Genomic DNA, 14,429 nt, shown 5'->3' with positions numbered 1-14,429 from the left:
CATTTCGGACACATCCTCTCAAAAGTCATTGTAAGGACTTAATTAAATGGTGTCCATGAAACTATACTAACTCCAAAGTCTATGTTTTTAGAGGACGTTTATATGTCATCTTTAAACTTAAACGAACGGTAAAAATAATAGATTTCTTATGTAAATGATAGGTTCGTAAAGGTATACTTTTGCGGACTTTTGTTTTGGAATAAATTATGAATAATATATAATTTATTAAGGAAGATAAATGGATGTTTAAAAACAGAATAGTTATTTGTTTTATTTTAAGTGTAATTCAAAAGAAAAGAAGTACTCCCAAAATAGGAGTACTTTTTCTTTCTCTACTGAACTGTACTTTTTCTAGATAAGGCAATTACAATTGCTAAGTATATTGGATAAAGTAAAACACCAAGGTATATAACAATTCTTCCTATAGGATTGAGTTGATCTCCATGGTCACTAATTGGAAAAAGCCTGTTAAATAAGATAAGCATAATAACAAAGTACGGAATCCATAACACGGTTCCATAATAATTTAGTTTGCTACCTTTTAAGTATCGACGATTTAGTAAATAATAAACGAAACTAAATACAATAACAGAAATTAACATAACTACAATTCCAATATTTCTGGCTATTGCTACATCAAGTTCTATGATTCTACTAATACGATAAATATTAAAAATTAGTTCGATATTAATAAAAATTAAAACTGCATATAGTATACTTGAAAAATTCAATTTCAAAAAATAATTCATAATGTCCCTCCCTATATGGTTTTACTTATTAATACCATACAATACGGTCTACATAAATAATTCAATATTACCAATATTTAACCGCGTCATTATACCCCTTTGTTATTACATCTTTATCTTTAGAGTCTTCAGGTTGTCCAACTCCCACACCTACTGCACCACCACCAATAAGCAAAGTTTTCTTACTAAATAGTAGTTCTCCTGTATATGCATAATTATAGTTTCCAATATATTCAGAGTTAATTACTTTTTTTCCATTGTAAGTACTAGCGTTAAATTCTTTATACCATGGCTTATATCCAGATCTTACTTTATAATCCCATGGTCCACCTTCCTGAACTTTCCCAACAAAATAACCTACTGTTGCATTATAAGCTGAACCAGGAGAAGTTTTAAGTACTGATGCATTGAATTTCTCTAATTCATTTCTGTTACTTTCTACTAACCCTTTTAAATTTAATGATTTTAGTCCCGTATCTACTGCAAATGTTGAAAATTTTTGTGAAGTTTCTGCATTTTCATCAGAATTATGAGCTACTTCAGTAATTTCTTCAGGAGAAAGCATTTCTATTAAAAATAATTGCTTAGAATCCATCTTTTATTCTCCTATATGTATGTTAGGGGTGCTTTTTATGACATTAATGTATAATACTATAAAAATATTAACCTTCATTTTCCTACATTGTTCGATAAGGCATAAACGTTCCGCCAAAAAAATAACCACATACTACGAAAAGGACAGCAAATAAAATGAACAAGAACCAACCTCTGGCATAAGTGTTTAATTCTTGTTTGTTTTGTGTCTTTTCTCTGTATTTTCGTTGGATATCATGATGTTTCGACATATTTTTCATTAACATCCCTCCCTTGAATATTGACCAAACAATTGGAACCAGTGTTATGAAATATAAAGCATAATGTACATTACTTTCTTTCCTTATAACTATATTTATGAAAAGTGGTCTTTTAGGTTGAAGCAATCTTTGCACCAGAACCCCAAAGACTTCAAGGAATCAGTGAGCTCTTATTACGTTCTCCTTTGCTATTCATATCCATTATCACTTCTAACAAAAAGAGTAGAAAAACAGCTATAAGCTCAGTTATAGAGGGAATAGTAATGCTTCTAATTAATTCATCAGCAGTATGTATAGAAAACCAAGAAAAGCTACAGTCAATAACCAGTCTCACAAGGAATTTTCTTTTAGAGTTTTTAATTTGTTGGGAAAATGTATTAATGAGAAATATTGATAATAAATCAACTATAAACCCAATAATAAAAAACATTAATAGGAATATTAATAGAGATAGAAATGAATCGTATTGCACCCCAAATATTTCAAATAAACCAATAAATCCAAACACAAATGCTCCTAACATTAATAAAATAGCAATAATAATAATTAAAGTTATAAAAATAACAGTAAATGCTTTAACAAAAAAATTAGATATATTGTGAGAGGGGCCAGTTTTCTTTGCTTTCAAGGTAAACATTCACATCCCTTGCTGCTAATTTTTCTTCACTATATTTATTTTACTAAATATTACCTTAATTATCCAAGGGGAAAATGTAGATCAAATTATAATAAATACATAGTGAAATTTTATAAATTCAGGGGTATACAAATATAATTGATTTACCTAGATATTAATCGAAATAGAGAAGGATCAAGAAGCTATTTGTCGTCATTTTATATAAAGGATAAAACTAATAAATTTAATAAGATACTCTATCATTTACTTAACATAACCACTATTACACAAAGCTATAAATTAGAAAAAGGAGGTCATATTTGTGACCTCCCTTTTCTCTACATAAAAAATGTTTATTATTGAATGATCATTTCTTTTTCAACACTGGTATCCATATTTCACTTTTAAAAGTTGGTGAGGTCACATCTTTATGTTCATTCCATAAAATTTCTGGTCCCTTTACTTGTTCATAATGTGAGGATGGAAACCATTCGGAATAAATTCGCCCCCATACATCTTGTAAAGTATCAGGGAATGGACCGACTGCTTCAAATACAGCCCATGTTGAAGCAGGTACTTCAAGCTGTATCAAATTACCAAGACAATCTTTAGTTGTTGCTACACCAATATAATGGTCAAGCTCCCCTTTTTCCTCCATTCGTCCTTCAGAAAAATTCACAGATGCACTAAGCAATCCTAATGGTTTAACATTAGAAAGTTTTTTTAGTTCATTTATGGTTTCATTATTCAAGCTTTCCCACATAGCAGCAATCCGTGGGTTAACTCCATGAAAAATTATAGGTACTCTTTCTTTGATGCCGACTATATGAAATGCCTCTTTTTCTTCAATACGATAGTTCATTTCATTTCCTCCTTTAATTGATAGCTGAAAGGTCATTTGTGAATAGGCTCTAAGTGAATAGCTATTCTTCTTGGCTTCTGAAGGAGTTATACCATGTAAGCTTTGAAAAGCTCTGGTAAAAGAATCTGGTGAATTATATCCATATTTGACCGCAACATCAATCACCCTCATGTTATTATCTTTAAGTTCGAATGCTGCAAGGGTAAGACGTCTTCGACGAATATATTCTGACAAAGTAATACCTGCAAGAAAAGAAAACATCCTTTTAAAATGATACTCAGAACAAAGAGCTAGCCTTGCTACTTCTTTAAAATCTATATCGTTAGTTAAATTTTCTTCGATATAGTGTAAAGCTCTGTTCATATTTTTAAGCGAATCCATTTATATGACCTCCCTTATCATTAGAATAGCAAGATTCAAATAGAGCTATCCGACATTTCATGCACAATTATGTAGGTTTTTCTCTTCATTAGTTCTTACGAACTAGAACTAACTCATCTATACAAAAAACATTCATTATACAACAAAATTTTACAATTTCTTAACGGTAATACTATTTATTTACACATTTAATTAATATATCATTTAACTGTGTTCTAGAAGAATTAAATTAGGAGAATCATTTTTTTGAAGAAATTTTTAGTTTTAGCGATGCCATTTATTTTCGTGGTAGATCTTACATTTAATTTTGAGGTCAATGCTGCTTCCGATTAAATAACTGTTGAAGATCAAAAACAAGCGTACAAAGAAGAATTAGCAAATTTAACTCAAGATGAAGTGATTGCTAACTTTGAAAGAATTGATAAAGAATACTCTATGGAAGAACCATTTTCAGCAAAAGATCAAATTTTTATTGAAATGTACGCTAAAAAACCTGAAGAAATGACTTCGTTTGCTTCAAAAAGTATTTCTGGATCAACTCATCTGATGTTGTTACGATAAAAGTAAGTGGCGCGATTAAAGACGATATCCGAAATGTCGTTAATTAAAGTTTTAGCGCATCTAATTTAAAAACAACTACAACAGCAGGAGCAAGTAAAGTATCCTCTATAAAAACAGTAGTATATAACAATGCTTACGGATTAGTTGGTAGTGGAGGCGTTGGTAAAGTATATTCTGGTACACTTTCCACTTCAGGTGAAAATACAACATTAACTACAAATAAAAGATACACTGCAGTTGTTGCTTATGCCTCAACATGGTGTACTGTTACTGTTGAACATTCTGGCGGTACCTTTACAGTAAATCTAAAATAATGGTTACAAAGGAGAATACCTATGTTAAATAGTTTTGGAATACCAGGAGTTGTTATTACTCTTTTGGTTTTATTTGGATTAATCTTTTGGTTTCGAAAAACGTTTAGAAAAAACGAGTAATATAATATAAAAAGCTAGCAAACTTCGAGTTTGCTGGCTCTTTTTTGTTTTTTTTAACAAGGTCTAAAATAATTAGAAATTCTATAAAATAAAAAACTATAAGTCTATAAAAGTAAACCTTTTTAGAGTCAAGAAAGTTGCAGTAAAAGATATAACTGTTAAATAATAATTGAGATTCTGCGGTTTAGAACTGTAATCATTTGTAGAAAAAATGTCTATTTGTCGTCCTCTAGAGTAAATAATAAAACTATATTTTTCAGAATAAAGTTTATATATTTACTCTTTCATACAAAATAAGTTTTTATTGTATTTTTGATTGAATTTATCTTATCAAAAACATATTAACATTAAATGATTATATATTTTTTGTTTATTTACCATAGTATGCTAGTCATGACCTGCTTAAGAATTAGATGAGGGTTTGATTCCCCCTCTTTTGTACGCCATGCTACAAAACCGTCTGGTCTTATCAATACAGCTCCTTGAGAGGTAACATCGTACACTGCTTCCCAGCTATCCTCACACTCAACACAATCTCCTTGTAAACCGATACTATAAACATTAATAGGAACACCTAATTGAGAAGATACATTCCGGGCAGCAGTGCGCCAAAGGCTATTATCTTTCCCCGTAAATAAGATGAAATTTTCACCTATTAGATCTAAGGTAGATATACGCTTACCTTGGTACTTCAACCACATATGTGGAGCACGAGTACCTGGTCTTCCGTTTAGTTCTAATTGATCCATTCTATGTGGTGTATCGGAGTTTTCCTTAATAATTGCTGTTGAGTTATATTTATACCCTACAGTAACTGCAGTATGGTCCATACTATTGAGGGTGCTTACACCTTTCTCCATAACACTAAATAACAAATCACTGGCATATTTCGTTGTTAATTCTACAGCATAGTGTCTCTCATCATGATAAGTTTGGAGCAATCGTGGATGAGCTTGTTTGTGTATCACTGCAGCCAGCTTCCAAGCTAAATTATGAGCATCTTGAATACCTGTATTCGAACCAAATCCTCCGGTAGGTGGCATAAGATGAGCTGCATCTCCAATTAGAAATACTCGATTATCTTGAAAACGAGTGGCTGTCTTTTCTGCAGCTGCCCACGGTAAAATACTGAAGATGACAATATCAAGATTTGAAACTCCTATAGCTTTTTTTAAAATCTCACAGCATCGCTCTTCAGAAAAATCTTCTGGACTTTCTCCATTTGAGGGATTATAGGCCACATGGTAAATCCATTCATCACGATTGTTAACGGTGATGAGCGCGCCAAATACTTCTGGGTTTAGGATTTGAATCCAGCCAAACTGGCTAGGTTTTAGAAAGCGACTTAGATCAGCCTGAAAATAGATGTTAATATAATGTCCGCCAATGACTCCTCTTCCTGTAGTTGGAATTTTTGTATATTGACGAATTGTGCTTTTAGCGCCATCTGCTGCAACTAAATAATCACTTCGAATCCTTTCTTTCGTTCCTGTCTCTCGATTTATTATAGTGGCTGTTACTCCTAAATCGTCTTGTTGATACTCTATAAGTTCAGTATTATAGCGTATATGCCCTTTGCCTTCTTTAGCAGTTTGAAGAAGGATAGGTTCTAGTTCCATTTGATAACAAGATGCTGGCTTTGAAGGGCTCACCTTTTCAAAATTTTCTATTCTCTCTTTCTCAAGAGCTTTTTGGGAGTTCTCCGCAGTTTCTAATTTCTCAGCGTCTATGCTTTTGATTGTCTCTACAGCAATCCTTCCACGAATATTATCTAATGGTTCGCTAGCAGTCCGGATAGCTGCCTCCAATCCAAGTTGTCGAAATATTTCCATCGTACGAAATGTAATCCCTCCGGCTTTTGGATGGATAGCTGTACCAGTGTGTTTTTCAATCAGTAAATAATCAACGTTATGACGTGCCAAAAAGAGAGCAGAGGTAAGTCCACTAAGACCTCCACCTACTATTAAAACAGGAGCATGTTTGTGTATCATAGAAATTTTCCTTTCAATTTTAAATGTACCCATGGGTCTTACTGAATTCAGTAATCAAACTATAACCTAAAAAAAAATGAAATTGTAGACTGTTTTTAGGTTATGTTTTATAATGATAATAGAGTACGCCCCAAATGAGGGGCGTTTTTTTTCTATAATTTTTTAAAAGAATACTCATTAATGTTAATGGAAACAACAGACACTCCCTGACTTTATACATGTATTCTATTCTGTATTATCTTACTGTCTGCATCCTTATATTTTATACATGTTCAGTTCTCATAATGGATTTTATCAGTATGAAATAGAAAAGAAACCTTTTAGTTTCAATATAAAGTAACCGTTTTCATTTTTTGCTTTCTCAAAATGATTTGATAGGTTATAATAAATATCTACAAAAATATTAAATGATATGTAAGTAACAAGCAATTACACCCTTAATATTTAGCAAAAAGAAAAGCCCACCTCTGACAAATCAGGTGGGTTTTTCTTTTTTTTGATATATGTGATGCATATCCTTGGTTAACATAAAACACATTCCGGAACTCAACCAAGAAAAGCTTGAAGGAGAAGAACTCTAGAAATAATAAAAATACCAGTTTTTTATTAATTATTCATTATCAGCAGCTTGTGTGGAAATTTGCCAAGTAACACCGAATTTATCTGTTACTTGTCCATATGATGGGCTCCAAAAAGTTTCTTGAAGTGGCATTCCTACTTGACCACCTTCTTTTAGTTTTTCGAACACTTCTTTTGATTTTTCTATACTGTCTATGGCGATAGCTACCGTTACTTGTGATCCAATTTGGTATGGTTGACCTGGGAATGTGTCAGAAAGCATCAAATCATTATCACCAACTTTTAAGTGCGCATTCATTACACGATCTATTGCTTCTATAGGAGTAGGGAATTCTGGATTTCCGGGCATTTCTCCGAACGTTTGAACTCCAATAACTTTGGCATCCAATGCTTTTTCGTAAAATTTAACAGCTTCTTGTCCATTACCGTTCATAACTAAATAAGGATAAATCCCTAAAACCATTAAAAACACCTCTTTTAAAATTTTAGTGAGACTTTAATAAATCACAGTTACATAAAAAAAGAACTCATGTTTGATTTAGTCATAACTCTTACTACGTATCTATACAACAAATTCATTGGGTTATCCTGCAGCGTTAGTTGATTAAGAAAAAAAGATACATGTATATCTGGAAACGTAGATTTCTATATCTACCATATACAAATCTAGTTACCATAAAACAATTTTATTGGTAGAAAAAGAAGCAGACCTTTAATTAAAGATCTGCTTCTTTACCTTAGCAAAAACTAAATATGTTCCCAATATAAGCACAATACCCAAACCGATAAAACTTGACCAATACACCCGAGGGTAACTATATGAAACTGTCATAACTCCCGTATTTCTCTCTACTATTGTAGTCATATTAGGAGTATAAATTTTATTAATAGTTAAGTACATTAATAAAGATTGAACAATAAGAAATATACCTATTGCACGTTTCATAACCTTGCTTCCAGACTCATACATGTTCCTATGTACACTGTAACATAAATAGGCTTACTTATTTAATTTTAGTTACGACAATGTACCTTATAAAAAGTAACAAAGCTTTAAAATTCCTATTGTTAAAGGTTTGGTATATGTGTAATTCAAATGTTATAAAAAAAAGAATAACTCTTGCCTTGTTCTATTCTTTAGGATAAAATACGATACTGAGATATTTTCTCACCATTTTTATTCTGATTTGAAAACCTACTGTACTCTTGTTTGCACAGCAGGTTTTCTATTATAGAAAAGCATATAATTCAATCACAGTACAAACGAGTGGAAAAGGAATGATTAAATACCGAATAGTGGTAATGATTATCTTTATGTAAAAGCTAATAACTCTTCTTATAGCTGTAAATAGATAAAAATATATTGACATTTAATTTCAAACTAACTAAGATGATATACATTACATACACTTTAATTTAATAAACAAAAGCTAAGATAGGATCTTAAGTAATCCTAATCTCCCTGTTATAGAGAGCTGATAATTGGTGGAAGTCAGTACAAAGATTAGAGATGAAATTCACTCCTAGAGCTTCCTCTTCTAATGGTGTTTTAGAGAGGACGGATAAAACCGTTATGCTAATTAAGAGGTAAGATATTTTTACAATATAGGGTGGTACCGCGAAATTTTCGTCCCTGCTGAATAATTCAGCAGGGACTTTTTTATGTTAAAAGGAGGGCATCATGAAAGAAAATACCGCATCAAAGAATACGTTAAAAAAACAGTTATTACCGCGACACATTCGAATGATTGCTATTGGAGGAATGATTGGGACAGGAATTTTCAAAGGGAGTGCTGATACAATTGGATTAGCAGGACCTTCGGTTATCTTTTCGTATCTATTTGCTGGACTATTGCTTCTCATTGTAATGGGAGCTTTGGCTGAAATGGCTATTGTATACCCATCTCACAATATGAAAGATCTAATTCAAAAAGCTTTTGGAAGACGTTTTTCTTTTGTAACGGGAGCTACTTATTGCTTTATGTGGCTTACTGTGTGCGTTATTGAAGTCATCGCTGCAGGTAGTTTTCTACAATATTGGTTTTCTTCTATTCCTTTATGGATTCTCTGTCTCATTTGTTCAATTGTACTTATTTTAATTAATGCTACAAGCGTAAAGTCTTTTGGAGAAATTGAGTTTTGGTTTGCTGGTATTAAAATCTTTGTTATTATTGCTTTTATTTTATTAGGTATAGCGATACTATTTGGAATTATGCCAAGTAATAATTCATCTTCTCATTACCTTCACAATTATAGTGATTTTGTGCCAAATGGCTGGAAAGCCGTTTTTTCTACATTACTTGTAGTCATTTTCTCGTATGGAGGATCAGAACTCATTGGTTTAACTATTACGGAAACAAAAGATGCTGAAAAGGTCTTACCAGGGGTAGTTAAAGGCGTTATGTGGAGAGTAGTTCTGTTTTATACCTTGCCTATTTTTATTATCTGCGGCTTGATACCATGGGATAAAATTGATGCAAATGCTAGCCCTTTTGTCCAAGTATTTGAAACAGCCGGGCTTCAAGGGGCTTCTCATGTTATGAACTTTATTTTATTAACAGCTGTTCTTTCAGCAGCCAATTCAGGTATTTATGGCTGTACAAGGATGCTTCATTCTTTATCTCAGTCGGGAGATGCTCCTAAAAGTTTGTCCTATGTAAATAAACAAGGCGTACCTGTTTACAGTTTAGCTTTCAGTGTCCTATTTTTATTATTGGGAACGTACCTCGTATACTTATATCCTGAAAAAGCTTTTTCTTATTTATTAGCTATTCCTGGATTTACAGTTTCTCTTATATGGATTAGTATTTGCTTAGCTCAGCTAAAGCTACGTCCTCAATATAAAGAAAAACCATATTTTAAACTTTGGGGCTTCCCTTATTTAACGCTTTTTGCCGCATGTACATTAATTATTAGCTTCATAGTCTTTCTCATAGACAGTGCGAATAGGTTAAGCTCTATAGTTTGTGTAGCATTCGTTCTTATAATGGTAATTCTTTCATTTTTCAAAAGGAACACCAAACCTACTTCCCTTGAAGTAACGAATGATACCAATTAGATTTTACATTCTTCAAAAACTTAAATCAAAAAAGCTACTTTTTAAAGTAGCTTTTTTTGATTTATAGAAGCACTTGCTTCATCTGAGGGCATTTTTAGTGATGTAACTCACGATTTGTTTTTGGGATTTTTGCTCTTCATTCCAAGCCTCTAAGGTTTCAAGGCCTGTTAAGTGCCCAAAATGGTGATATATGATTGCATTTGACATACCTTTGTTATCCACACTGTAAATTCGTTAATCATGTTAATTAACTCGCAAATGTACTTGTTTTTTTGACGATCAAACTGTTTGTACGTTCCCTCTACTTTGCTAAAATCAATCCATTTCTTTAGTTTAATCATAGGCGGATTAGTGCTCAAAAAATATGCGAGTTCTTGCAGCTGATTACTGATCCTCAGCCATGTTTCTGCTTTGATTTCTGTCACTTGGGTAGGTTGATACTGTGGCACATACTTGCAAATCGTGGTATAGAAATAAGCAAAAGCTTCATCAGCAAAATAGACCGATTCTTTATTCCAATACTTTGCATTGTACTCACCTGGTTTCACTTCTATATAATAAGCATTTTCGACCTTGTCCACATTGGTTATCATTTCAAAAGGAGATTCCATAGTAACACCTCTTTTTTAGATAACGTTAGTATGTCCTTTTTTATTAGTGATTTACCTAAAAATTACTCCCAAGTTAATATCGTGTACTTTTATTTTTTTAACCATTTATAAAACATAGGTATGATTGCCTTTCCTTTGAATAGGTTAGTTGTAAAAAACCATATAGCCGAAAGGAAGTAGCAATTATGCATATAGAAATGAATATCTTATTTACTTTAGGTTCTTTACTGGGTTTATTAGTAGGAGGAGGACTTCTCAAATTAGTAAACCATTTGGCAAGGGGAAGAATCCAATTTATGTATGCTATATGCGGTGGAATCTTATTGGGCTTATTGTTCTTTGATATCCTTCCGTCTACTTGGCATCTATATGATTTAAGAGGCGTTTTATTAGGAATTGTAGCCGGATATATCATCATGCTATGCGTTGACCTCTTTTTGCATAAACAAAACAGCGAAATTTCACCCTTACAGGCACTTATCTTATTAACGGTTGCTATCTTTTTTCATAATGTCATCACAGGTATTACATTTGGAATAACAGATATGCACCAATCAGCTTCTGTATTCGCAGCTACCCTTTTACATCAGGTCCCAGAGGGGATGGCAATTATGACAGTCCTTTCTATAGCAAAAATACCTAACATCTTCTTTTTACTAATTGTAGCCATTCTGTCGCTGTCTTTAGGAGGCAGTTTATTCATTGGTGAAAGTGTACAAGTTTCCTCACTTAAACTACAAGCTTTATCGACTGGCGCAGCAATCGGTACACTGTCTTTTGTTATCTTTCATGAAATAATTGGAAATACCATCAAGCACTTCAGGAAATTGCATGTATGGCTATTAATTTTGTTAGGATTCGTAATTATTTATGTTTATCAATATTCCCTTTCATTTTTTCATGGCCATTAGAATGATTAAGTTTAAGTGTCAAAAAGACACCTGCAAATATATGCAGCTATACCTCACTCTGATCATTTATAAAAGAAGAACATTTCATACAATGTTCTTCTTTTACATTACTTCCTAGAGTCATGATTATGGTAACTAGAAATAACTGCTTAGAACCCATATTTCATTCTCTTATATGTAAGCATCTGTATGTTACCACTCTCTCCACTCTTCTGTGATATCCTCTTCAGTCTCTAAGCCAGCTGCATTTGCGGCTTTAATGATAAACTCGCAAAGTTCTTCTCTTTCTAACGTTTCAATGAAATAGTCAAATTGTTCATTTAATTCGTTTAATCCTATAACTACCTCTTTTACATATTCTAAGATATCTTGTTCTGACATTTTATCTACAGAACCTTTAAGTCTATTCATATAGGTCTCAAGGATTTCATCAGTGGCTTTAATATTCTCTGCAGTGAAAATTTCATCATCTTCCATTCTTTGTTGCCAAGCTGCTGTCGGTTTATTATTTTTTAGGTCTTGCATTATTGTGATATCTCCTTAGGGTCATATTTCCATTTAGCTATAAGCCTAATGCTAATCTGATTATATATCAAAATTAACCGCTCAATTTTATTACTACTCTCAGAAATGTCATTTAAATTTAAATCAGTCTATTTATTAAAATAAAAAGCACCTCAATTAATAGATGCCTAGTTTTTATTATTATTTTTCTTCTGTAATCATAAACTGTACCACGTTATTTAAATTGATGTGCACTAACTCTTTTTCATTCGAAATGAATCTTTCATATTTTGTTATATGACTAATGACTTCTTTCTTTGATTCGGCTTCGAATTTTAATTCCTTTGTTCTGCCATTTATAAATTCGAAAATAACTTTAAATTTAAGCATAGGTGTATCTCCTCATTATCTACTTATCATTCTTGTTTCATCAATTCTTCTTCAAAGAAAAAAATACTTGGATATTTAGTAACCGTATAAGAGTATCTTTTCATGTTTTTTACATAATGACTTTTTAAGGTTGTTACTAATTCATTCGATACTCTTATAGTTACTGTTTTTCCATTACTAAATATTTTCACGTTATATCCTTCATCTTCCATCTTCTCTCCTATGTTCTGTTCTTGCCTTTTTAATAGCAAACAGAGCCAATGAGCGTTCGCTATTAATGATGGGTGAGAAAAATGTGTCAGTCCTTAATCATTCCTATTATCTTTGGGCTAACGTTTACATACGCATCAATGCGCCATTAGGCTTTGGTAACTCCTCAGCTGTTATCAGATTCATTTTACAAAAATGTTCAAAAAATTGTTGTGCCAGCTCTCTTTCCTTTGCGTCACTTTTCAACTCAGCTATATCAAGCAAAATTTGAGCCATCCATAAATTATCAAAATAACGGTATTTACCTGTATTCCATGTCATTTTTTGGGACGTTCTTTCATTTACATAATATTTCCAGAAAGGCATCTGATCCGATTCCTGTTCTGTGAGCTGGAGTCTGTATTTTGAATGAGCAGGAATATATCCATCTTCACAAAGCTTACCGATAAAATCTTCATTCACCATATAGACGCCTAAGATACGTCTGTCTTTTTCAGGCATACTGGAATCTATTGCTGTTAACAAGACAGCACTATTTTGGTGCAAACGGATGGGTTTGGTTGGCTTCCCCTTGTTATTACCGCTTTTTATTACACCTGAAAAAACCTTCCACTCTAAAAAAGAACTATTCTGTTCTTCTGTGTCACACCAAAAAACCATTTGTGATTCAGAATGAAGTTTATGATTTTTCATAAGTTTTTCAAGTCCCCAGCGAAGTTCCTGGTTTTTTCGTTGTAGCTTTTTTTCCTCTTCCTTTTTCCGTTCTTCCTCGTTGTGTTCCATTTCCTTTTTTTCTATAATTTTTTCGAGTGAATGAGCAACACTTTTATCATGCAGTTTTAGATGCTTTCCAAATACATCGGGGAAAACAAACTTTTTATTTTCCGATGCGAAATGTATTTCAATACTAGAATCATTACATTTAACTATACTGCCTATCCCAAAAAGCTTGTGTGTAACTTTCTTATTGATTAGATTCATTATTCTAGGCCTCCTTGTAGAATAAAAACTCGGTTACTATTAGATAGTAAATTAATAATTTTATTCAACTAACTTACCTTTAAAGCTCACACAACTGTTTGAGTTTTTTTTCAATTTTAAAAAGGGTATTGAAAAAATGTATCCATAATTCTATCTGAAAAAAACACAGCGGAATTCGAAATACGATCGAAAAAACAATTGTAAAACTATTATAACATTTTTTGAAAATATTACAAATTTTTCATTGACAATATATTTTGATTTGAGGTAAAATGAAGTTTTATTATTTATAATAAATCGAAATACAAGTCTCCTACAAGTCATGAAACTTCTGGAAAGTCCCTATAAATAACCATTTGATTACTGGTGATAAGCGAAATGATTCCACCATTAAACTAATCTTTAAACTAACCCTCATTACGTTGGCGGCTTAGTTTAGGGATGTACTACTACAGTAAGTGGTACAATTAAAAAGCAAAAGAAGAAGATATGAACATTATTACCAAGTGTTTAGAAATTCTCATATCAAAAATTCCGTGCATTATTCCATGAAAATAAAATGGTAAGAAACACTAATTGATATAAATGATTATTACTCCTTTATAAGCTATAATGTAATATGAGGAGTAGTGATGTTAGTATGTATTATTACGGCAAAAGAAATCAAGAACCTTTAGCTCAAGAACAAACAGAGGTTTGGGAATGTACAGTAGAAGATTGTAAGGGCTGGATGAGAA

The 14,429-nt window shown here is 32.2% G+C and carries 14 protein-coding genes and 1 other annotated feature; of the genes, 3 read left to right on the top strand and 11 right to left on the bottom strand.

The window, feature by feature from the left end; translation table 11 throughout:
• Positions 1-816 precede the first annotated feature (816 nt).
• The 6 genes from ACFX4E_RS28005 to ACFX4E_RS27980 all read right to left on the bottom strand — a co-directional run bounded on the left by ACFX4E_RS28005 (position 817) and on the right by ACFX4E_RS27980 (position 7,490).
• A complete protein-coding gene (locus ACFX4E_RS28005) occupies positions 817-1,344 on the bottom strand; it encodes a polymorphic toxin type 44 domain-containing protein (RefSeq protein ID WP_098333348.1) in 528 nt (175 codons plus the stop codon).
• An 82-nt stretch (positions 1,345-1,426) separates the two neighbouring features.
• Positions 1,427-1,603 (bottom strand): hypothetical protein, encoded by a 177-nt coding sequence (locus ACFX4E_RS28000; RefSeq protein ID WP_279620693.1) that lies wholly within the window; start codon positions 1,601-1,603, stop codon positions 1,427-1,429.
• 151 nt (positions 1,604-1,754) lie between these two features.
• Complete coding sequence (locus ACFX4E_RS27995; RefSeq protein ID WP_279620694.1) at positions 1,755-2,240, bottom strand: YrvL family regulatory protein; 486 nt, start codon at positions 2,238-2,240, stop codon at positions 1,755-1,757.
• A gap of 346 nt (positions 2,241-2,586) precedes the next feature.
• On the bottom strand, positions 2,587-3,462 hold the full coding sequence (locus ACFX4E_RS27990; RefSeq protein ID WP_098791495.1) for an AraC family transcriptional regulator: 876 nt from the start codon (positions 3,460-3,462) through the stop codon (positions 2,587-2,589).
• Positions 3,463-4,831: 1,369 nt separating this feature from the next.
• Positions 4,832-6,448, bottom strand: coding sequence for an FAD-dependent monooxygenase (locus ACFX4E_RS27985; RefSeq protein WP_098333351.1), 1,617 nt, complete (start codon positions 6,446-6,448; stop codon positions 4,832-4,834).
• Between the two features lie 610 nt (positions 6,449-7,058).
• Positions 7,059-7,490 (bottom strand): VOC family protein, encoded by a 432-nt coding sequence (locus ACFX4E_RS27980; protein ID WP_098333352.1) that lies wholly within the window; start codon positions 7,488-7,490, stop codon positions 7,059-7,061.
• A gap of 960 nt (positions 7,491-8,450) precedes the next feature.
• Positions 8,451-8,665 (top strand) — a binding site (T-box leader).
• A gap of 43 nt (positions 8,666-8,708) precedes the next feature.
• Between ACFX4E_RS27980 and ACFX4E_RS27975 the strand changes: the two genes are divergently transcribed.
• Entirely contained in the window at positions 8,709-10,085 is a 1,377-nt protein-coding gene (locus ACFX4E_RS27975) for an amino acid permease (RefSeq protein WP_377259930.1), read from the top strand.
• Positions 10,086-10,252: 167 nt separating this feature from the next.
• Here the strand turns inward: ACFX4E_RS27975 and ACFX4E_RS27970 are convergent, their stop codons facing one another.
• Positions 10,253-10,696, bottom strand: coding sequence for a hypothetical protein (locus ACFX4E_RS27970; RefSeq protein ID WP_377259933.1), 444 nt, complete (start codon positions 10,694-10,696; stop codon positions 10,253-10,255).
• A gap of 185 nt (positions 10,697-10,881) precedes the next feature.
• Here ACFX4E_RS27970 and ACFX4E_RS27965 point away from each other — a divergent pair, with 185 nt between their 5' ends.
• Positions 10,882-11,607: a ZIP family metal transporter gene (locus ACFX4E_RS27965; protein ID WP_098792272.1), complete on the top strand. Its 726-nt coding sequence runs from the start codon at positions 10,882-10,884 to the stop codon at positions 11,605-11,607.
• Between the two features lie 192 nt (positions 11,608-11,799).
• Here ACFX4E_RS27965 and ACFX4E_RS27960 read toward each other — a convergent pair whose 3' ends face one another.
• The 4 genes from ACFX4E_RS27960 to ACFX4E_RS27945 form a co-directional block, all read right to left on the bottom strand.
• Positions 11,800-12,132 carry a hypothetical protein gene (locus tag ACFX4E_RS27960; RefSeq protein ID WP_034276592.1) on the bottom strand — a complete coding sequence of 111 codons (333 nt, stop codon included), beginning with the start codon at positions 12,130-12,132 and terminating at the stop codon, positions 11,800-11,802.
• 180 nt (positions 12,133-12,312) lie between these two features.
• Positions 12,313-12,501, bottom strand: coding sequence for a hypothetical protein (locus ACFX4E_RS27955; protein WP_377259936.1), 189 nt, complete (start codon positions 12,499-12,501; stop codon positions 12,313-12,315).
• A gap of 26 nt (positions 12,502-12,527) precedes the next feature.
• Positions 12,528-12,713, bottom strand: a complete 186-nt coding sequence (locus ACFX4E_RS27950) for a hypothetical protein (RefSeq protein ID WP_034276589.1) — start codon at positions 12,711-12,713, stop codon at positions 12,528-12,530.
• Positions 12,714-12,837: 124 nt separating this feature from the next.
• Positions 12,838-13,692: a hypothetical protein gene (locus tag ACFX4E_RS27945; RefSeq protein WP_028410075.1), complete on the bottom strand. Its 855-nt coding sequence runs from the start codon at positions 13,690-13,692 to the stop codon at positions 12,838-12,840.
• Positions 13,693-14,311: 619 nt separating this feature from the next.
• On the opposite strand from ACFX4E_RS27945, the gene ACFX4E_RS27940 reads away from it, so the two are divergent.
• On the top strand, positions 14,312-14,429 hold a 118-nt coding region (locus tag ACFX4E_RS27940; protein WP_377580075.1), incomplete at its 3' end, for a cold-inducible protein YdjO-related protein.

The organism is Priestia sp. YIM B13491 (assembly GCF_042787605.1).
GTDB classification, from domain to species: domain Bacteria; phylum Bacillota; class Bacilli; order Bacillales; family Bacillaceae_H; genus Priestia; species Priestia megaterium_E.
The sequence above is the reverse complement of the archived record's forward strand: the minus strand, read 5'-3'. Positions and strand labels throughout refer to the sequence as shown.

Coding starts and splice junctions, on each gene's coding strand:
- ACFX4E_RS27970 (WP_377259933.1), bottom strand. CDS start 10,696: ATGGAATCTCCTTTTGAAATGATAACCAATGTGGACAAGGTCGAAAAT.
- ACFX4E_RS28000 (WP_279620693.1), bottom strand. CDS start 1,603: ATGAAAAATATGTCGAAACATCATGATATCCAACGAAAATACAGAGAA.
- ACFX4E_RS27965 (WP_098792272.1), top strand. CDS start 10,882: ATGCATATAGAAATGAATATCTTATTTACTTTAGGTTCTTTACTGGGT.
- ACFX4E_RS27945 (WP_028410075.1), bottom strand. CDS start 13,692: ATGAATCTAATCAATAAGAAAGTTACACACAAGCTTTTTGGGATAGGC.
- ACFX4E_RS27985 (WP_098333351.1), bottom strand. CDS start 6,448: ATGATACACAAACATGCTCCTGTTTTAATAGTAGGTGGAGGTCTTAGT.
- ACFX4E_RS27950 (WP_034276589.1), bottom strand. CDS start 12,713: ATGGAAGATGAAGGATATAACGTGAAAATATTTAGTAATGGAAAAACA.
- ACFX4E_RS27960 (WP_034276592.1), bottom strand. CDS start 12,132: ATGCAAGACCTAAAAAATAATAAACCGACAGCAGCTTGGCAACAAAGA.
- ACFX4E_RS27990 (WP_098791495.1), bottom strand. CDS start 3,462: ATGGATTCGCTTAAAAATATGAACAGAGCTTTACACTATATCGAAGAA.
- ACFX4E_RS27975 (WP_377259930.1), top strand. CDS start 8,709: ATGAAAGAAAATACCGCATCAAAGAATACGTTAAAAAAACAGTTATTA.
- ACFX4E_RS27980 (WP_098333352.1), bottom strand. CDS start 7,490: ATGGTTTTAGGGATTTATCCTTATTTAGTTATGAACGGTAATGGACAA.
- ACFX4E_RS27995 (WP_279620694.1), bottom strand. CDS start 2,240: ATGTTTACCTTGAAAGCAAAGAAAACTGGCCCCTCTCACAATATATCT.
- ACFX4E_RS27955 (WP_377259936.1), bottom strand. CDS start 12,501: ATGCTTAAATTTAAAGTTATTTTCGAATTTATAAATGGCAGAACAAAG.
- ACFX4E_RS28005 (WP_098333348.1), bottom strand. CDS start 1,344: ATGGATTCTAAGCAATTATTTTTAATAGAAATGCTTTCTCCTGAAGAA.